General features: G+C 64.9%; 19 protein-coding genes. 13 read left to right on the forward strand and 6 right to left on the reverse strand.

From position 1 onward, the window contains the following. The first annotated feature begins 87 nt into the window (after positions 1-87). Complete coding sequence (gene folE2 / locus MRUB_RS11650) at positions 88-1,119, forward strand: GTP cyclohydrolase FolE2 (protein ID WP_015586764.1); 1,032 nt, start codon at positions 88-90, stop codon at positions 1,117-1,119. Here the strand turns inward: folE2 and sufU are convergent. Together sufU and MRUB_RS11660 are read right to left on the reverse strand one after the other, a co-directional pair. Then, positions 1,116-1,559 carry a Fe-S cluster assembly sulfur transfer protein SufU gene (gene sufU / locus MRUB_RS11655; protein WP_013014562.1) on the reverse strand — a complete coding sequence of 148 codons (444 nt, stop codon included), beginning with the start codon at positions 1,557-1,559 and terminating at the stop codon, positions 1,116-1,118. The genes folE2 and sufU overlap by 4 nt on opposite strands. 24 nt (positions 1,560-1,583) lie before the next feature. After that, positions 1,584-2,828: a cysteine desulfurase gene (locus tag MRUB_RS11660; RefSeq protein WP_013014563.1), complete on the reverse strand. Its 1,245-nt coding sequence runs from the start codon at positions 2,826-2,828 to the stop codon at positions 1,584-1,586. Positions 2,829-2,962: 134 nt separating this feature from the next. Here MRUB_RS11660 and MRUB_RS11665 point away from each other — a divergent pair, with 134 nt between their 5' ends. Continuing rightward, complete coding sequence (locus MRUB_RS11665) at positions 2,963-3,610, forward strand: TapB family protein (protein ID WP_013014564.1); 648 nt, start codon at positions 2,963-2,965, stop codon at positions 3,608-3,610. Here MRUB_RS11665 and MRUB_RS11670 read toward each other — a convergent pair. Then, a complete protein-coding gene (locus MRUB_RS11670) occupies positions 3,593-3,925 on the reverse strand; it encodes a hypothetical protein (protein ID WP_013014565.1) in 333 nt (110 codons plus the stop codon). The genes MRUB_RS11665 and MRUB_RS11670 overlap by 18 nt on opposite strands. Positions 3,926-3,943: 18 nt before the next feature. On the opposite strand from MRUB_RS11670, the gene MRUB_RS11675 reads away from it, so the two are divergent. Next, positions 3,944-5,122: an MFS transporter gene (locus MRUB_RS11675; protein WP_013014566.1), complete on the forward strand. Its 1,179-nt coding sequence runs from the start codon at positions 3,944-3,946 to the stop codon at positions 5,120-5,122. Between the two features lie 44 nt (positions 5,123-5,166). After that, positions 5,167-7,482 carry a S8 family serine peptidase gene (locus MRUB_RS11680; RefSeq protein WP_013014567.1) on the forward strand — a complete coding sequence of 772 codons (2,316 nt, stop codon included), beginning with the start codon at positions 5,167-5,169 and terminating at the stop codon, positions 7,480-7,482. Here MRUB_RS11680 and MRUB_RS11685 read toward each other — a convergent pair. Further along, entirely contained in the window at positions 7,479-7,916 is a 438-nt protein-coding gene (locus MRUB_RS11685) for a 23S rRNA (pseudouridine(1915)-N(3))-methyltransferase RlmH (protein WP_013014568.1), read from the reverse strand. The genes MRUB_RS11680 and MRUB_RS11685 overlap by 4 nt on opposite strands. Before the next feature lie 360 nt (positions 7,917-8,276). On the opposite strand from MRUB_RS11685, the gene MRUB_RS11690 reads away from it, so the two are divergent. Genes MRUB_RS11690 through minC form a run of 5 tightly spaced genes read left to right on the forward strand, consistent with a single transcriptional unit; the run spans position 8,277 to position 13,801 of the window. Beyond that, positions 8,277-9,386 (forward strand): thiamine pyrophosphate-dependent dehydrogenase E1 component subunit alpha, encoded by a 1,110-nt coding sequence (locus MRUB_RS11690; protein ID WP_013014569.1) that lies wholly within the window; start codon positions 8,277-8,279, stop codon positions 9,384-9,386. A 13-nt stretch (positions 9,387-9,399) separates the two neighbouring features. After that, complete coding sequence (locus MRUB_RS11695; RefSeq protein ID WP_013014570.1) at positions 9,400-10,374, forward strand: alpha-ketoacid dehydrogenase subunit beta; 975 nt, start codon at positions 9,400-9,402, stop codon at positions 10,372-10,374. A 9-nt stretch (positions 10,375-10,383) separates the two neighbouring features. Continuing rightward, positions 10,384-11,784, forward strand: coding sequence for a dihydrolipoamide acetyltransferase family protein (locus tag MRUB_RS11700; RefSeq protein WP_013014571.1), 1,401 nt, complete (start codon positions 10,384-10,386; stop codon positions 11,782-11,784). 56 nt (positions 11,785-11,840) lie between these two features. Then, positions 11,841-13,235, forward strand: coding sequence for a dihydrolipoyl dehydrogenase (gene lpdA / locus MRUB_RS11705; RefSeq protein ID WP_013014572.1), 1,395 nt, complete (start codon positions 11,841-11,843; stop codon positions 13,233-13,235). Positions 13,236-13,258: 23 nt separating this feature from the next. Next, positions 13,259-13,801: a septum site-determining protein MinC gene (gene minC, locus MRUB_RS11710; protein WP_013014573.1), complete on the forward strand. Its 543-nt coding sequence runs from the start codon at positions 13,259-13,261 to the stop codon at positions 13,799-13,801. 53 nt (positions 13,802-13,854) lie between these two features. Here minC and MRUB_RS11715 read toward each other — a convergent pair whose 3' ends face one another. Next, positions 13,855-14,292, reverse strand: a complete 438-nt coding sequence (locus MRUB_RS11715; protein ID WP_013014574.1) for a DUF420 domain-containing protein — start codon at positions 14,290-14,292, stop codon at positions 13,855-13,857. Positions 14,293-14,505: 213 nt separating this feature from the next. Continuing rightward, positions 14,506-14,817: a hypothetical protein gene (locus MRUB_RS11720; RefSeq protein WP_235438220.1), complete on the reverse strand. Its 312-nt coding sequence runs from the start codon at positions 14,815-14,817 to the stop codon at positions 14,506-14,508. A gap of 98 nt (positions 14,818-14,915) precedes the next feature. Between MRUB_RS11720 and MRUB_RS11725 the strand changes: the two genes are divergently transcribed. The 4 genes from MRUB_RS11725 to MRUB_RS11740 all read left to right on the forward strand — a co-directional run bounded on the left by MRUB_RS11725 (position 14,916) and on the right by MRUB_RS11740 (position 18,431). Then, complete coding sequence (locus MRUB_RS11725; RefSeq protein WP_013014576.1) at positions 14,916-15,776, forward strand: dihydrodipicolinate synthase family protein; 861 nt, start codon at positions 14,916-14,918, stop codon at positions 15,774-15,776. A 66-nt stretch (positions 15,777-15,842) separates the two neighbouring features. After that, positions 15,843-16,628: a hypothetical protein gene (locus MRUB_RS11730; RefSeq protein WP_013014577.1), complete on the forward strand. Its 786-nt coding sequence runs from the start codon at positions 15,843-15,845 to the stop codon at positions 16,626-16,628. Positions 16,629-16,762: 134 nt separating this feature from the next. Continuing rightward, on the forward strand, positions 16,763-17,668 hold the full coding sequence (locus MRUB_RS11735) for an ABC transporter ATP-binding protein (RefSeq protein ID WP_013014578.1): 906 nt from the start codon (positions 16,763-16,765) through the stop codon (positions 17,666-17,668). Beyond that, on the forward strand, positions 17,661-18,431 hold the full coding sequence (locus MRUB_RS11740; RefSeq protein WP_013014579.1) for an ABC transporter permease: 771 nt from the start codon (positions 17,661-17,663) through the stop codon (positions 18,429-18,431). Before MRUB_RS11735 ends, MRUB_RS11740 begins: the two co-directional genes overlap by 8 nt. Positions 18,432-18,463: the final 32 nt, after the last annotated feature.

Raw genomic sequence — 18,463 nt, forward strand, 5'->3', positions numbered from 1 at the left:
AAGCAGCCCAGGACACCACGCAATAGATTCCCTTCTCATATGCACTCGTCAGACTGCTCGAGGTTGCTGACGAAGAAGGAGACGCCCTTGCTTAGCTTCGACAATAAGCAAATCCTCGATACACCCCCCCTCAAAATCGAAAAAAACGGTGGCAAAAAAGCCTACCTGTTCCGCAACACCGACGGCGCGGAACCCGTCATCGCCCGCCACTACGACCACCAGTTCCGGCCCGACGCGGCCTACAAAGCCAGCCTCCCCGACATGACCGAGACCGTGGACTCGGTGGAGGGGGCCAACGTCGCCATCCAGCAGGTGGGCATCTCGGGCTTCCGGCTCCCGCTCAAGTTCGCCACCCCAGCCGGCGAGGCCCTGACCCTCGAGGCCCGCGTCACCGGGACGGTCTCGCTCCAGGCCAACCTCAAGGGCATCAACATGAGCCGCATCATCCGCACCTTTTATGCCCACAAAGACGAGGTTTTTAGCCTGGACACCCTGGCCCAGGTGGTGCACGACTACCGCCGCGACCTCGAGAGCATGAGCGCCCGGGTCAAGGTGGCCTTCAACTACCCCCTGCTGGTCTCAGCCCTGCGCTCCGGCCTCGAGGGCTACCAGTACTACAGCGGCAGCTACGAGGCGGTACTGGAAGAAAACGGCACCCTGCGGCGCTTTGTCGAGCTCGACTTCGTCTACTCCTCGGCCTGCCCCTGCTCCGCCGAGCTGGCCGAGCACGCCCGCGATGTCCGGGGGGTGTACGCCATCCCCCACAGCCAGCGCTCCAAGGCCCGCATCAAGGTGGAGGTCGCTCCGGACACCTCGCTGCACCTGGAAGACCTGATCCATCACGCCCGCGCGGCCCTCAAAACCGAGACCCAGGTGATGGTCAAGCGCGAGGACGAACAGGCCTTTGCCGAGCTGAACGGGGCCTACGTGAAGTTTGTGGAGGACGCCGCCCGGCTGCTCTACGAGCAGCTCATCGCCGACCGGCGCATCCACGACTTCCAGGTGGCCTGCTCGCACCTCGAGAGCCTGCACTCCCACGACGCGGTCTCGGTCATCGCCAAGGGCGTACCCGGCGGCTTCCGCGCCGATTTCAACGACTTCAGCACCCTCCTGTGCTAGGCCCCCTGAGCCTTGGTTCTGGCCTCCTGGGCCGCCTGCTCGAGGGCGTTCCAGGCCAGGGTGGCGCACTTGACCCGGGCCGCCAGCTTGTGCACCCCCGACAAAGCCGCCAGATCGCCCAGCTCCGGTGAGGGCGGCGTACCGTCCAGAATCATGGACTTGAACTTGCGCTCGAGCTCGAGGGCCTCGGCCCAGGTCTTGCCCTTGACCAGGTCGGTCATCAAGGAAGCCGAGGCCTGCGAGATGGCGCAGCCCTGCCCGCGAAAGCGCACATCGGCGATCTGCTCGCCATCGGTCTCGACCAATAGCTCGATCTGATCGCCACAGGAAGGGTTATCCCCCACGACCCGCACGTTGGCTGATTCCAGCGAGCCATAGTTGTGCGGCGACTTGTAGTGGCGCAGGATGATCTCTTTGTACAGCTCCTCCAGGAGGCTCATACGGTCTATTGTAAGTCCCCCGTGCTATAGCCAGTCTTTGAAAAAGTCGCGCACCCTCTTCAGGGCCTCGATGAAGCGATCCACGTCTTCTTTAGTGGTGTAGACGTAAAAGCTGGCCCGCACCGTGGCCGCCACCCCCAGCTTGCGGTGCAGGGGCTGGGCGCAGTGGTGCCCGGCCCGCACCGCGATACCGTACTGGTCGAGGGCGGTGGCCACGTCGTGGGCGTGGATACCGCCCAGTACAAAGGGAATCACCCCGCTCCGGTCGGGGCCGCGGGGGCCAAAGGTGCGCACTTCGGGGAGTTCTTCGTCGAGCCGCTTCAGGGCATAGGCGGCGAGCTCGAGCTCGTGCTGCCACACGTTCGCCATACCCAGGCGCTCGAGGTATTCCACCGCCGCCGCCAGCCCAATGGCCTCGGCCACCGCCGGGGTTCCGGCCTCGAAGCGCTGAGGGGGCTGGGCATAGGTGGAGCGATCTAGGTAAACTTCGCGGATCATGCTGCCGCCCCCCAGAAAAGGGGCCAGGGTTTCCAGCACCTCGTAGCGCCCCCAGAGCACCCCGATGCCGGTAGGCCCCAGCATCTTATGCCCGGAAAACGCATAGAAATCGGCTCCCAGAGCCCGGACATCCACGGGCATGTGGGGGGCCGACTGGGCCCCATCCACCACCACCAAAGCCCCCACAGCCCTGGCCGCCTGGGCGATCTGGGCCACAGGGTTAACGGTGCCCAGCACATTGGAGACGTGCATCACGCTCACCAGCCTGACCCGCTCGGTGAGGAGGGTGCCGAGGTGCTCCAGCTGCAAGCGCCCATCATCCCCAAGGGGTATGGCTTTGATCTTGGCCCCCGTGCGCTCGCAGACCAGGTGCCAGGGCACCAGGTTGGCGTGGTGCTCCATCTCCGTGAGGAGAATTTCGTCGCCGGGCCGCAGGTTGCGCAGCCCCCAGGCATAGGCCACTAGGTTGAGGGCCTCGGTGGTGTTGCGCACAAAGATGATCTCGCGCTCCTCGGCCCCAATAAAGCGGGCCAGGGTGCGGCGGGCCTGCTCGTAGGCCTCGCTGGCCTGCGCCGAGAGGGTGTAGGCCCCCCGGTGCACGCTGGCGTTAAGTTCCCGGTAGTAGCGGGATACCGCCTCGATGACCGCTTCGGGCTTCTGGCTGGTGGCCGCCGAGTTGAGGTAGACCAGCTCGGGATGGCGCACGAGCAGTGGAAAGTCCTGGCGAAGGGTTTGCGGCGTAACGATAGCCATGTGATCAGGGTAGCCCATCGGCGTCCGAATGTTTAGGACAGAGGGTTCATTTCAAGCCCGCGGTCGGGGATGTGTTGAGGGTATAAGCGAAGCGTCGCAAAATAACGCTGATATAACACCCGGCAGAATATCCTCCTGAAAAGGAGCTGCGTATGCGCCAATTGCTTGGGGCCTCGATACTGGTACTGGCCTCTTCAGCTTGGGCCCAGTGCAACCATCCCTTTTTCCCGGTGCGCGAGGGCTGGGTCTGGAGCTACCGCTCGAGCCCGGATAACTCGACCCACACGGCCCGTATCATCAAGGTGAGCGACAAAGGTTTTGTCCAGCGTATAGCCTTCAAAGACTTTAGTTTCGATATCCGCTGGGCCTGCGATGCCAAAGGCCTCACCCAGCTCGAGTACCTCCAGCCGCCGGGCAACCAAGGGATACAGATGAACCTCAAAACCCGCAAAGTGAGCGGGGTGGTAATTCCCCAGGGAATGCGGGTTGGAACCGCCTGGAGCTACGGCTACGAGGTGGCGGGCGAGGCCAAACAACCGAACATGACCCTGCAGGTCGAACAAACCATGAGCGTGGTTAGCAAGGTGGTGGGCCAGGAGAGCCTTGGCGTGCCGGCAGGGCGTTTCAGTGCCTACAAAGTCGAAAGCACCTTGACCATCCGTGGAAGCATGAAGTCGGCGGGGCAGAGCATGCCGATGAACTTCGAGGTGAAAACCACCTCGTGGTATGCCCAGGGGGTGGGGTTGGTCAAAACGCAGTCCGAAGGGGTAACGGTCGAGCTCCTAAGCCTTAAGCGCTAGCCAGACCCACACCCCCACCGCAAACAAGGCCGCCAGGCCCAGCGCCAGCCGGAAGAGCCGCACCAGGTGGGTGGCCCCAAAAAAAAGCAGCGCGCCCACCCCGGCCATCCAGGCCCCGGCGGTGGCGAGGTGGCGGGCCATCCCATCCAGAAAACCCGGCAGGTCGAGCCGGATGCGCAGCAGGTTCTTCTCGAGGTCGGGGTCAATGGGCTGGCCGGCCAGGGTGAAGGCCAGCCAGGCGAGCAGCGCTCCCAGCACCACCAGCAGCCCGCCCAGAAGCTCGAGCCACAACACAGACGCCGCACTGGTGTTCATGGGGGTAGGATACAGAACATGCCGGCGGCTTTTCGGATTTTTGCCATCCTGTTGTTGGCCTACTTTCTCTCCTACTTTTTCCGTGCGACCAACGCGGTCATCTCGCCCGATTTACGGCGCGACCTGGGCCTCACCCCAGCCGAGCTGGGCCTGATGACCAGTTTGTTTTACCTGACCTTTGCCATCGCGCAACTGCCCTTAGGCGCGCTCCTGGATCGCTTTGGCCCGCGCTTTGTGCACCCGGCCCTGATGCTGTTGGGGGCCATGGGGGCCCTGATTTTTGCCTCGGCCCAGGACTTTTTGACCCTTTCGGTGGGGCGGGCGCTACTGGGGATTGGCTTTGCAGCCGCCCTGATGGGCGCATTGAAGGCGTTTTCGCTGTGGTTTCCTGCCCACCGCTACGCCAGCATCAGCAGCCTGTATGTGGCCCTGGGGGCCTCGGGGGCCATTGCGGCCTCCTCGCCTTTGGCCTGGCTCAAGGAGCAGATCGGCTGGCGCGGGGTGTTCGAGTGGGGGGCCCTGGTGATTGTGCTGGTGGCGCTGGTGGTGGCCCTAGGGGTACGCAACGCCCCCAAGGGCATGGCGCTGCCCCAGAGCACCCAGGCCGGCAACGCCAGCCTGATTTGGCGAAGCAGCCAGTTCTGGCGCATGGGCTGGCTCAACTTTATGGTGGGGGGCGGGTTTCTGGCCTGGCAGACCCTGTGGGGCGGCGACTTTTTGTTCAAGGTGCGGGGGCTGGGGAGCCTCGAGGTCGGCAGCGTGCTCTTCACCTTCTCACTGGCCGCGCTGCTGGGCTTTTTGCTGTGCGGCCCCCTGGCCGACCGCTGGGGTCTGCCGCGGGTGTTGCTCTCGGCCAGCCTTGGGTTTACCCTGGGGCCCCTCCTGCTGGCCCTGTGGCCCCAGATGCCTGCTTTGGGCCTTTACCTGACCTACGGGCTGATGGGCTTTACCGGCGCCTTTAACATCCTGAGCCTGGCCCAGGCCCGCCTGGTCTTCCCCACCGAACTCACCGGGCGGGCCGTTACGGCCATCAACTTCATGGGGTTCATGGGGGTGTTTCTGCTTCAGTGGGGCATGGGGGTGGTGCTGGGGTTGAGCGAGTACAGCACCGCTTTGCTCGTATGGGCGACCCTCATCGCCCTGGCAATTATTGGGTACTTGCCCTTGGCTCTGGGGCAAAGGAAAAGCGCCCTTTAATCTGTTTTCATAGCCTGTGCCAGCCCAACCGATATGCTAAGCCTATGCCGCGCATTCTCTGGCTTGGCCTGCTCGTGCTGGTACTCACCGCCTGTCCGAACCAACCCCCCGCACCCCCGCCGTCCAACATCTCGATAAGCCTTAATCCCAGCGGGAATTTCTCGTTGGACATTGGTCAGCAACGACAGGTTGTGGCTACCGTAACCAACACCACCAACACCGCCGTCACCTGGTCTAGTAGCAATCCGGCTGTAGCCAGCGTGAACAACGGACTGGTGGAAGGGCAATCCGCCGGTACCGCCACCATTACGGCCCGTAGCGTGGCCGACTCCAGCAAATCGGCCTCGGTTAGCGTGACGGTGCTCGAGCCCCCCGCACCCCCGCCACCCGGCAACGGCACCATCAGCGGAACGGTTCGCATTTCCCTGCAAACCGCGCTGCCATCCGCCGACCCGTCGGCGCCTTTCGTGGAAGGGGAGCTGATCGTGCAGTTCAAGCCGCAGGTGAGCCTGCAATCGCTAAGCAAGCTCTCGGCAGCAGGGGTGGAGCTTCAGCAGGTCAGGCCGCTGGGCCTCGAGCGCACCTTCCTGTACCGGGCCGGCCTGAGCCGGGCCGAGACCCTGGCCGTGCTGGCCGAGCTGCAACGCCGCAGCGATGTGGCCTTTGCCCACCCCAACTACCTGCTTTTTGCCCAGGCCACGCCCAACGACCCCTTGTACGCCGATCAGCGCTGGCACTACGAGGCCATCGGGCTGCCCCAGGCCTGGAACCTCGAGACCGGCAGCTCCAACCCGGTCACAGTGGCGGTGATTGACGGGGGGGTGGTGGCCGGCCATCCCGACCTGGCCGGAAAACTGCTGCCCGGCTACGATTTTTACTCCGATGCTACCAACTCGGGCGACGGCGATGGGCGGGATGGCAACCCTGAAGACACCGCGCCCGGCAGCGACTACCACGGCAACCACGTCACCGGCACGGTCGCCGCGGCGACCAACAACGGCCTGGGGGTGGCGGGGGTGGCCTGGGGGGCCCGGCTGCTTCCGGTGCGCGCCCTGAGCGGGGGCAGCGGCACCCTGGCCGACGTGGCCGACGCCCTGCGCTGGGCCGCCGGTCTGAGCGTGGCCGGGGTTCCTGCCAACCCCAACCCGGCCAAGGTCATCAATATGTCGCTGGGGGGGCCCGTGGCCTGCACCAACGCCCCGGCCCTCCAGCAGGCCATCAACGAGGCCAGCAACGCCGGGGCCCTGATCGTGGTGGCGGCGGGCAACTCCAATGCGGATGCCAGCACCTTCAGCCCCGCGGGGTGCAGCGGGGTGATCACGGTGGGGGCGACCAATGCTGCCGGCAACCGCGCCTCGTACTCCAACTACGGCAGCCGCATTGACCTGATGGCGCCAGGGGGTGAACCGGACGGGCTGCAGGTGGTGAGCACCCTGGCGAGCGGCCAGTACGGCGGCAAAGCCGGCACTTCTATGGCCGCCCCCCACGTGGCGGGTGTGCTGGCCCTTATGAAAAGCAAGAAACCCACCCTCACCGCCGCCGAGGCCATCAGCCTGCTGAAGGAGACCGTCAAGCCCTTGACTGCGACCCAGTGCAACCGGCCCAGCGGGAGCGAGTGCGGCGCCGGCCTGCTGGATGCCAGGGCGGCCCTGGAGCGACTCAACACCCCACCCCCACGTTCTCTGGTGCTCTCGGCCAGCCCCAACGCCCTGAGCCTGAACACCGACCAGAGCGCCCAGGTCACCCTGCGCATTGCCCGCACCAACTTTACAGAGGCGGTTGCCCTCAGCGTAACCGGGCAGCCAGCCGGCACCACCCCGAGCTTTAATCCGCCCAGCCCGGTTGCAGGCAACAGCACCACCCTGAACATCCCGGCTGGCAGCACCCCCGGCACCTACACCCTGGTGGTGCGGGGCAGCGCCAGCGTGGGCGGGCAGACCGTGGAGGCCGAGACCCGCATCACCCTCAGCGTGCAGCAGCCCCCGACCACCCCTCCACCCGCCCAGAGTATCCAGGGCACCCGCATCTACTTTGACGCGGTGCTGCGCGAGACCCCCACGCTCAGCCTGCTGCTCGATTTCAACCCCACCCCCATCAACCAGAGCGGCACCCAGGCCCCCTACACCCGCACCGGCCTTTCTACCAGCGGGCTGGTGGGCTACCGCATCTCGGCCTGGAAGGATGTCAACAACAACGGCACCCAGGACGAGGGCGACCTGTTCGGGTGGTACCGGGCGAACGGCAATATCGCCTATGTGATGCCCGATGCCAGCAGTATTGACATCGTCCTCGAGCCCGTTCTTTCCACCACCTTCACCCGCGAGAAGTGGCTGCGGCAGATGGGCTACCCCACCCGCTAGCGGTGGTAAGGCTCGCCGCGCTTGAGCGTCTCGATGCGGTAAAGCTGCTCGAGCAAAACCACCAGGGCCAGCTCGTGCTGCAAGGTAAGCCTGGATAGGGCCAGAACCCAGTCGGCCCGGTCGCGCACAGCCTGGGCGTGGCCCTCGGCGCCCCCAATCAGGAAGGCCACCCCTTTCTCGGCCTGCATCTCCCAGCTTTCCAGGCGGGCTCTGAGGGCCTGTGTGTCCACCATCTGCCCCCGCTCATCCAGCACCACCCGACGGTAGCCCTCGGAGGCCTCCAGCAGGCGCTGCCCCTCCTGGGCCTGGGGGCCTTCCTTGAGGTAGAGGAGCTCGAGCCGCGTGTAGCGCTCCAGGCGTTTCTCATACTCTGCCAGACCCGCCCTGGCGTATGGCAGTCTGGGTTTGCCGATTACACAGATCCTCAGCTTCATACCCGCCCCAGGGGTCAGTCTATGGCATCCCAGGCTCCATCAGCCGCATGGCCTGCAGAAGGCGTGCTACCGGCCACATCCTGACCCCACCCAAATTGAGCTGGCCCGAAACCGGCTATAATCTTGGGTACCAAGAGGTTCCTATGGAGACGCGCCTAGAACCGGTGGCAGGATTGGGCGCACCCAAAACCTTTGGCCCGGTATACCAAAGCCTTAGCGACCTCCCATCCAGGGGGTCTTTTGCTTGGGCCGGGTGGTTCCCCGCGGAAGCCCTTACCCAGGGCGACCCGCGCTCGAGGGCCTTTACCCAAGGCCCCGCAGAAGAGGCAAGCCGGCCACCCCGGTAAGCCAGGAGGCAGCATGATTCAGGAAAAAGTACGCTTCCAACCCTTCAGCAGCGAGCCCATCCGGCTGATAGACCAGCAGGGCCGCTGGATCGCCCCGTTTGAGCACGGGCTGCCGCCCGATCGGCTGCAACGCTTCTACCGCGATATGCTGGCCGCCCGGCTGCTGGATGAAAAACTGGTCATTCTGATTCGCACCGGCAAGACCAGCTTTATCGCCCCCCACGCCGGCCACGAGGCCGCCCAGGTGGGCATTGCCCATGCCCTGCGCAAAGGCCACGACTGGCTCTTTCCCTACTACCGCGACATGGGGCTGGTGCTGGCGCTGGGGGTGCCACTGGTGGAAATTTTCGGCCAGACCCTAGGCAACGCCGCCGACCCGGCCAAGGGCCGCCAGATGCCCTCGCACCCTGGCAGCAAGGCCCTCAATGTGTTCACGGTCTGTTCGGCCATCGCTTCGCACATCCCGCCTGCGACCGGGGCGGCCCTGAGCATGAAGCTGCGCCGCACCGGCCAGGTGGCGGTCTGCACCTTCGGCGACGGGGCCACCAGCGAGGGGGACTGGCACGCCGGCATCAACTTTGCCGCTGTGCAGCAGGCCCCGGCGGTGTTCGTCTGTGAAAACAACCGCTACGCCATCAGCGTGAACATCTCCAAGCAGACCGCCTCAGAAAACATCGCCATCAAGGCCCAGGCCTATGGCATGCCCGGCTACTACGTGGACGGTCTGGACGTGCTGGCCAGCTACTTTGTGATGCAGGAAGCCATCGAGCGGGCTCGAGCCGGCCAGGGGCCCAGCCTGGTGGAGCTGGTGGTGCACCGCTTTGGGGCCCACTCCTCCGCCGACGACGACAGCCGCTACCGTTCGCGCGAGGAACTGGCCGCCGAGCGCCAGCAAGACCCCTTGCAACGCTACCAGCGGTTCCTGGAGCAACAGGGCCTGTGGGATGCCCAGTGGGCCAACGAGCTGCGGCTGGAAATCTCCAAGGCCCTCGAGGCCGCCCTGCAAGAAGCCCTGCAGGCCGGTGAACCCGACCCGCTCGAGATGTTCGACGACGTGTTCGCCGCCCGCCCCTGGCACCTGGAGGAACAGCGGCGCCTGGTAGCAGAGGAACTGCAGTCCTGAAAGCGGAGGATATATGCCAACCATGACCCTGATCCAGGCCATAAATGCGGCCCTGGACGAAGAGATGAACCGCGACGAACGCGTGATGTTGCTAGGCGAAGACGTGGGCAAACGGGGCGGGGTGTTCCTGGCTACCGAGGGCCTCCAGCAAAAATACGGCCCCGACCGGGTGATGGACACCCCCCTCTCGGAGGCCGCCATTATCGGGGCGGCGGTGGGGCTGGCCGCGCACGGGATGCGCCCGGTGGCCGAAATTCAGTTTGCTGACTACGTGTTCCCCGGCATCGACCAGCTTTTTTCTCAGGCCGCCAAACTGCGTTACCGTTCGGGCGGCCAGTTCAGCGCGCCCATGGTGGTGCGCATGCCCACCGGCGGCGGCGTGAAGGGCGGGCACCACCACTCGCAAAGCCCGGAAGCCCACTTTGCCCATACCGCCGGCCTGAAGGTCATTGTGGTCTCGACCCCTTACGACGCCAAAGGGCTCCTGAAGGCGGCCATTCGCAACGACGACCCGGTGGTCTTCATGGAGCCTAAGCGCCTGTACCGGGCGGTAAAAGAAGAGGTACCCGCCGACGACTTTCTGCTGCCCATCGGCAAGGCGGCGGTTCGCCGGGAGGGCCGGGACATCACTCTGGTTTCCTACGGGGGGCCGATGGTCGAGACCCTCAAAGCCGCCGAGGAGATGGCGGCCGCGGGCCTTGACCCCGAGGTGATCGACCTGCGCACGGTGATGCCCTGGGACAAAGAAACGGTACTAGCCTCGGTGGCCAAAACCGGCCGCCTGCTGATGATCTCCGAAGCGCCGCGCACGGCCAGCATCGCCTCGGAGGTTACCGCTACCGTTTCGGAAGAACTCTTCGACCAACTGCTGGCCCCGCCCCTGCGGGTCACCGGGTTCGACACCCCTTACCCGCTGGCGCAGGATAAGCTCTACATGCCAACCGTTACCCGTATCCTGGCTGCAGCCAAACGTCTACTGGACTATTAGGGAGGAAGCATGCCTAAAGAAGTGGTGCTGCCCGAGCTGGCAGAGTCGGTGGTGGAAGGTGAAATTCTGCGGTGGCTGGTGAATGAAGGCGATGCCTTGAAAAAAGACCAGCCTTTTGTGGAGGTCATGACCGACAAGGTCACGGTGGAGCTACCGAGTCCCTACGAAGGGGTGCTGCTGCAAAAGCTGGTCAAGGAGGGGCAGGTGGTGCCGGTGCACGCCCCCATCGCCCTGATTGCCGAGCCTGGGGAGGTAAGCGCGGTGGTTAGCGATAAAAAGCCCGCCCCGGCGCCCAGCCTGCAAGCCCAGGAAGAGCGCTCCATTGTGGAGCCGGGCCAGGTGGCAGAAGACGACGGGGCCAGCCTCTCGTTGTTCAAACCGGATAACAAGCCAGAGCAGGTCAAAAACCCCTTCACCAAAGCCGCGCCGCTGGCATCGGGGCCAAGCGCTGCCACGGTTCAGGCCCACGGACGGGTGATCGCGGTGCCGGCGGCCCGCAAGCTGGCCCGCGAGCTGGGGCTGGACATCGCCCAGATACCGGGTTCGGGGCCCAACGGGCGGGTGCGGGTGGAGGACGTGAAGGCCTACGCCGAGCAAAAAAGCCGTGCCACACCGCCCGTTGCCGCACCTTCGGCATCCGAGCGCGGTGCGCCCCTGCTGGGCCTGGCGCCGGTGCAGTACAAGACCCCCAAGGGCTACGAGGAGCTCGAGACCCGCGTACCCCTGCGCGGCCTGCGCCGGGCCATCGCCCAGCAGATGATGGCCTCGCACCTTTACACGGTGCGCACCCTCTCGGTGGACGAGGTGGACATGACCGAGCTGGTGGCCCTGCGCAACCGGCTCAAGCTCGAGGCCGAAGCCCAGGGGGTCAGGCTCAGCTACCTGCCCTTCATTTTCAAGGCGGTGGCGGTGGCGCTCAAAAAATTCCCGGCCCTCAACAGCTCGCTGGACGAGGCAAGGCAGGAGGTGGTGCTCAAGCACTACGTTAATATCGGCATGGCCGTGGCCGCCGAAAATGGCCTGATTGTGCCGGTGGTGCGGGACGTGGAGCGCAAAAGCCTGCTGCAGATTGCCCGCGAGATTAACGAGCTGGCCGAGAAAGCCCGCAGCGGCAAGCTGACCCCGGAGGAGGTAAGCGGCTCCACCTTCAGCATCACCAACATCGGCTCGATTGGGGCGCTGTTCAGTTTCCCCATCATCAACGTGCCGGACGCTGCCATCCTGGGTGTGCACTCCATCCAGAAGCGCCCGGTGGTTGGCGAGCGCGACGAAATTGTGGTGCGGCAGATGATGTACCTCTCGCTCTCCTTCGACCATCGGCTGGTAGACGGGGCCGAGGCGGCCCGCTTCACCAAAGAGGTCATCCGGCTCCTGGAGAAACCCGAACGGCTCTTCCTGGAAGCCCTGTAGTTTTTCGCTCTGCGGATTTTGTTTTTCACACCTAGCCTGACTAGAATGGGGTATCTATGTCCACCATCTACGACGTTATCGTGATTGGAACCGGCCCTGGCGGCTACCACGCGGCCATCCGGGCCGCCCAGCTCGGCAAGAAGGTGCTGGCCGTGGAGGCCGAGCACGTGGGGGGGGTCTGCCTGAACGTGGGCTGCATCCCCACCAAGGCGCTCCTGCATGCTGCCGAAGAGCTGGAAGGCACCAAGCATGCCAGCGCCTTCGGTCTGGAAGTTAAGGAGGCCAGGCTCGACCTGAAAAAGCTGGGTGGCTGGCGCGACGGCATCGTCAAGAAGCTGACCGGCGGGGTTTCACAGCTTTTGAAGGGCAACAAGGTCGACCTGAAAACCGGCTTTGCCAGGTTTGTTGATAAAAACACCATCGAGGTAGGCGGCGAGCGTATCCAGGGCAAGACCTTCATCGTGGCTACCGGCTCGGAGCCCAACACCCTGCCGGGCTTCGAGGTGGATCAGAAAGACATCGTGGACTCCACCGGGGCCCTGCGCGTCGAGGATAAGTTCCCCAAGCGGATGCTCTGCATCGGGGGGGGTGCGATTGGGCTCGAGTTCGCCCAGGTCTACAAGCGCATGGGGGCCGAGGTCACGGTGATCGAGTTCATGGGCCAGATTCTGCCCGCCGCCGACCCCGAGACTGCGGGCCTCTTGGCTAAAATCCTGGGCAAGCAGGGCATCCATATCAAAACCCACACCAAAGGCGTAAAGGTCGAGCGCAAGAAAGATGGCCTGCACGTCACCCTCGAGCACACCCAGACCGGCCAGCAGGAAACGCTGGTGGTGGACAAGATTCTGGTGGCCACCGGGCGCCGGCCGCGGGGCAAGGGGCTGGGCCTCGAGGCCATCGGGGTGGTGGTAGACGAGCGCGGTTACATCCCCACCAACGAAAAAATGGAGACCAACGTACCTGGCATCTACGCCATCGGCGACGTCACCCGCCCGCCCCTGCTGGCCCACAAAGCCATGAAGGAGGGCCTGATTGCCGCTGAGAACGCCGCCGGGGGCAACGCGGTGATGGACTACCAGATTCCCAACGTGGTCTACACCAGCCCCGAGTGGGCCGCAGTGGGCCTGACCGAGGAAGAGGCCACCAAGGCCGGCTACAAGGTCAAGGTGGGCAAGTTTCCGCTCTCGGCCTCGGGCCGGGCCATGACCCTGGAAGCCACCGACGGCCTGATCAAGCTCATCGGCGACGCCGAGACCGACCTGTTGCTGGGGGGACATATCGTGGGCCCCAACGCTTCCGACATGATCGCCGAGATCGCCCTGGCCCTGGAGATGGGCGCCACCGTGACCGACGTGGGCCTCACCGTGCACGCCCACCCCACGCTCTCCGAGGGCATCATGGAGGCCGCCGAGCACCTGCACCGCCAGGCCATCCACATCGCCAACCGCTAGGCTTTCTGGTATAACTGCCTTGCATGCGGATTCGTGCGACCCTAAACGCCCTGGCCCTCCGGCTCGACGGCAACGAAACCCCGGAACTGCTGCACAAAGCCCTGGCCGACCTGCCCCCGCTGCCCCTCGAGGTCGAGGTGGCCGGGGTGGTGGGCCAGGGGGTGCTGGAGGCCCTGCTCGAGCTCGGACGCGAGCGGGGCTTGCAGCTCAGGCCGCCGCGGGGCGAGAAGTACATCCCCTACACCGAGGTGATTGACCAGACCGTTCGCTCGGGCGTGCGCATCGAGTCGCCGGGTACGCTGGTCATCCTGGGCGACGTCAACGCCGGGGCCGAAGTGGTGGCCGCTGGCGACATCATCGTGGTGGGCAAGCTGCGCGGCCTGGCCCACGCCGGGGCCACCGGCCAGGAAGAGGCCGCCATCTGGGCCATGAGCCTGGAGGCCAAGCAGATCCGTATCGCCCACCATGTGGCCCAGGCCCCTGCCGGCGAGGCCGGCGCGCGCAACCCCGAGCGGGCCAGGGTTGTGAATGGTCAGATTGTGCTCGAGGCCTGGGGCAGGCGCTAGACAGCCCAGGTCAATTTCAGTACAGAGGCGCGGTCAGCCGCAACAGGCCGGGGCTAAAAACCAATCCCCCCCGCCGACTCCCCGTAGCGCTTGAGCACCAGGTCAATCACCCAGCCCGTCACCGCCACATACAACCAGACCGGCACCGTCCAGCGGGCCCAGGCCTTATGGATAGCAAAACGCTGCTTGAAGGCGTTGTAGAGCAACCACAAGACCAGTGGGCCGTTCAGGGCGGCCAGGATGGTGTGGCTGATTAGCAAGGCATAGTAGGCACCGCGCCACTCCTCGGGCCCGACGTAGCGGGTGGTGCCGTACAACCCCCACTTAAGCAGGTAAAACACCAAAAACAGGGCCGCCAGCACGGTAGCCAGCAGCATCACCCGGGGATGCCAGACCCGATCCCCACGCTTGATGAAGATAACCCCCACCACCACCGCCAGCCCCGAAAGCGCAATGAGCGCAGCGGCGATGTCTCCTAGCAACTCTCCCATCTAAAAACCCTCCTTTATCGTTTTGGCCTGCATCCCTCAAAAACCCACAGCCCCCGCATGCGCACAGCAAACTCCAAAAGGGATCGCATCGCAGGTGAACAGCGTACCTGACCGTCTGTCTCTGTGGGGATCACCCCACCATGCACAAGCGCGTTTGGCATCTTTGGTCGGGGCTTTGGCAGCCCTCGAGCAGTGTATCGACTTGCCGGCTTCTTATCCCTGGCGCTGGCTCACAAATTCGCGATTGAGCTTCTCTGCCAACCGGCGTACCCGCTCCTGCCTCGAGCTGCGGGCATAGCTATAACCCAGCATGAAAAAACGCTCAGCTTCATTGCGCTTGTCCAGTTGACGCTGTAGTTGCGCCAACCGCAGGTAGGCCAGGGCCATCATGCCATCGCGCTCCCTGGAAGGGCGGGCCACTTCCAGCAAAGCCACCGCTTCTTTTAGCACGTCCACCGCCTGTTCGGGCGAAGCCTCCCGGGCATCGCGTATCAATCCTGCGGCCTGGTCAAGCAAGCGCTGCACAAAGCTCAGTATATCGGGCCAGAAACCCTGAAGGTAGACCGGCTTTTTCCAGTTAAGCCATTTCTTGCGATACAATCGCCTGGCAATAAAAGGTCGTTATGATAATTCCTCCCCTACCCACCCCCTTCGATGTAAACGGCCACCTCGACACCGCAGCCTTTCGCGAACTGGCCCAGGCCATCGAACCCCATGTGGACGGGCTGCTGTTCTACGGCTCCAACGGCGAGGGCGTCCACCTGACCCGCGAGGAGCGGGCGGCGGGCCTGGCCGTCCAGACCCCCCAGAAGCCCGCCATGGTGGGCCTGATGGAAGAGACCCTGGCCCAGGCCGCCATCGCCCTCGAGGAGGCCGCCCGCCTTGGGGCCAAAGTGCTGGTCACACCCCCCCGCTACTACGAGGCCAACCTGGGCCCCGACGGCCTGCTGCGCTACTTCGGCGGGATTGCCGATATGGGCCGGGCCGAGGTCTGGCTGTACCATGTGCCGGCCAATACCAAAGCCCCGCTACCCTTGCCGGTGGTGGCCGAGCTGGCCCGGCACCCCAGGATTGGAGGACTGAAAGACTCCAGCGGAGAGCTGGCCCGCATGGCCTTCTACGCTTCGCAAAACCTGGGCATCCAGCTTTACACCGGCCACGCCCCCACCTTTTTGGGGGCTTTAGCACACGGGGCCCACGGGGGTATTCTGGCGGTCTCGAACCTGGCCCCCAAACCCTATAAAAAGCTGCTCGAGCTCTGGCGGGCCGGCCAGGTGGCCGAGGCCCAGGCCCTGCAAGCCGAACTCGAGCCCTTTGGCCGGATGCTGGCCCAGGGGGGCTTTGTGCTCCTGAAGCAGGCCCTGCGCCACCTGGGCCTGCCCGGAGGCTACCCCCGCCCCCCCTACCCCGCCGAAAGCCCGGTCTGGCCCAGCTTCAAGCCCCTTCTGGAAGCCTTCAAAGAACGGGGCTGGACGGTGGGTTAAGGCCCGTTTAGTGAAAAATCTGCGCTGTGCGGCCCCGGATTGGGTAAGCTCAACTGGGAGGCAACCATGAAGCGATACGCACGGTGGCTCTTGTTGGGACTGGCTTTGCTGCTAAGCGCTTGCGTACCCCAGGCGGTGCGGCCCCAGGCCCCCCAGGTCGAGCTGTTGCAGTTTAGCCTGGTTTCCATAGACCCCTTCAGCGGGCGGGGCGAGTTTGACGTGCGCCTGCGCCTGACCAACACCAACTCCTTTACCCTGCCCTTGCTGGACAGCACCCTCACCGCCGAGCTGGGGGGCTCGCAATTCCGCCTGACCCTGCCCGCTCTGGAAATCCCCGCCGGGGCCAGCCGCGAAGCCCAGACCCGCCTGGTGGTGCCCCTGGTGGAGGGCACCCGCGCCCTGGCCAGCCTGGTGGGCGGCCAGAGCACCCGCTTCCGCCTCCTGGGTGAGCTGCGTGTGCAGCTCGGCCCGGCAGTGGTTCCGATTGGGCCGGTGACGCTCCTGGACCGCGAGGTGCGCATCCAGTTTACCTTCCGGCTCCCCACCATCCGCCTGGTCGAGATCCGGCTGGACGGGCTGGCCGTCCGGCTGGTGCTGGAGGTAGAGAACCCCAACCCCATCGGGTTTACCCTGGAAGGCCCGTTGCGCCTCCTGGTTGGGGGGCGGAGCGTGGCCGAGAGCGCGTTCAACCTGGGGCTCGGGCCCAATGGGCGCAACCGGGGCGAGCTGCGCCTGGGTTTGTCGGGGCTGCCGGGGCTGGGGGGTGTGAGCGTAGACCTGGGGCTTACGGCCCGCATTCCGGGCATCCTGGATCGGCCGGTAGTGCAGGTTTTGCAGGGGGTGTTGCGGTAGGCATCTGAATTTGCCAGACACCTGGGTTCGCGGACAAAAGTAGCCTGCGAGGGCACGTCTATGCCCCACCTGAACAGGGGCCGTGCAGGGTTCTGGTAGGCTTGAATAAGCGTCTGATGATAATCTAAAGCCTGATGAACGCTGTGCTCGAGGCCACCGGCCTGCGCAAACGGTTTGGCAGTCTGGTTGCGGTGGATGGGGTGAGCCTGCATCTGGCGGCGGGGGAGGTGCTGGCCTTCCTGGGCCCCAACGGGGCGGGCAAGACCACCACCATCAAGATGCTGGCCGGGCTGCTCTGGCCCGATGGGGGCCAGGTACAACTGCTGGGCCAGAGCCCTCACCAAAACCCCTGGGCCTTGCGCCACCTGGGGGCGGTGCTGGAAGGCAACCGCAACGTCTACTGGCGCATGACCGCACTGGAGAACCTGGTCTATTTTGGGGTGGCCCGTGGGCTGCGCTACCAGGCGGCCCAGCGCCGGGCGCGGGCTTTGCTCGAGCAGCTCGAGCTTGGCGCCAAAAGCCACACCGAGGTGCGCCACCTTTCACGCGGGATGCAACAAAAGCTCTCGCTGGCGGTGGCCCTGATGCACGACCCCGAGCTTTTGCTCCTGGACGAGCCCACCCTGGGGCTGGACGTGGAGAGCGCCCTGCGGGTCGAAGGCATGGTGCGGGAGCTGGCCCAGACCGGCAAGGCCATCCTCCTGACCACCCACCAGCTCGAGGTGGCCCAGCGCCTGGCCAGCCGCATCGCCATCATCCAGCAAGGGCGCATCGTGCTGGAGGGCCGCACGCCCGAGCTGCTGGGTCGCTTTGCCGGGGAGCACTACCTGATCGAAACGGAAACCCCGCTCTCACCCGCGCAGCTCGGCCACCTGCGCTCGCTGGGCCTCGAGGGCGAGGGGCCACCGTATGTGTACCAGGGCGATAGCGACGGGCTGTGGCGGCTGCTCGAGGCCCTCAAGCCCACACCCCTCAAGAAGGTGGCGCGGGCCGAGGCCGATCTGCTCGAGGTTTTCCTGAAGGTGGTGGGCCGTGCTTGACCTGTTCTGGGTGGAGTTCAAACGCAGTTGGCTGTATCTGCGCCGTTACCCCAGCGAGTTTGTGGGGGCTGTGGTAAGCCTCAGCATCCTTTTCTTGCTGCTGTTCTTGGGGGCCCGGTTCCTGGCCGGGCCCGGGGCCGACTTTGGCGAGCGAACCGAGGCCCTCCTGGTGGGGTTTTTGCTCTGGACGCTCACCATCTTCGCCTACAACTCGCTTTCCTTTGGTCTCTCGGAGGAGGCCCAGACCGGAACCCTCGAGCAGCTCTTCCTCACCCCCTACGGCCCCATTCCCCTGTTTTTGCTACGCAACCTGGCCGGCCTGGGAACCCATCTCCTGATGCTGGGCAGCATTGCCCTGGTGCTAATGCTCCTGACCGGGGCCCGCCTGAGCTTCCCTCCCTTGGTGGTGCTGCCTATTCTTACAGTACTGATTGGCAGCTACGGCCTGGGCTTTGCCATGGCCAGCCTGGCCCTGCTTTTCAAGCGGGTGCAGCAGATCCTGGGGATCAGTCAGTTTCTGCTGATTTTCTTGTTGCAGGTGCCGCTCGAGGGCAGCGGTTGGCTGGCTCAACTGGGCTACTTCCTACCCCTGGCCCCTGGCGCCCACCTGGCCCGACAGATGATGAGCGCCGGCGCCGGCCTAGACTGGGGCCTGCTGGGCCTGGCCTTTTTGAACGGGCTCTGCTACCTGGGGCTGGGCCTCTTGATCTTTAGCCGGGCGGTGCGCACGGCCAAGCGGCGCGGGCTTTTGTTTGGGTATTAGTGCGCTGCTAATAAGAGCCGAGCACACAGCAC

It is taken from the genome of Meiothermus ruber DSM 1279 (assembly GCF_000024425.1).
Lineage (GTDB): Bacteria > Deinococcota > Deinococci > Deinococcales > Thermaceae > Meiothermus > Meiothermus ruber.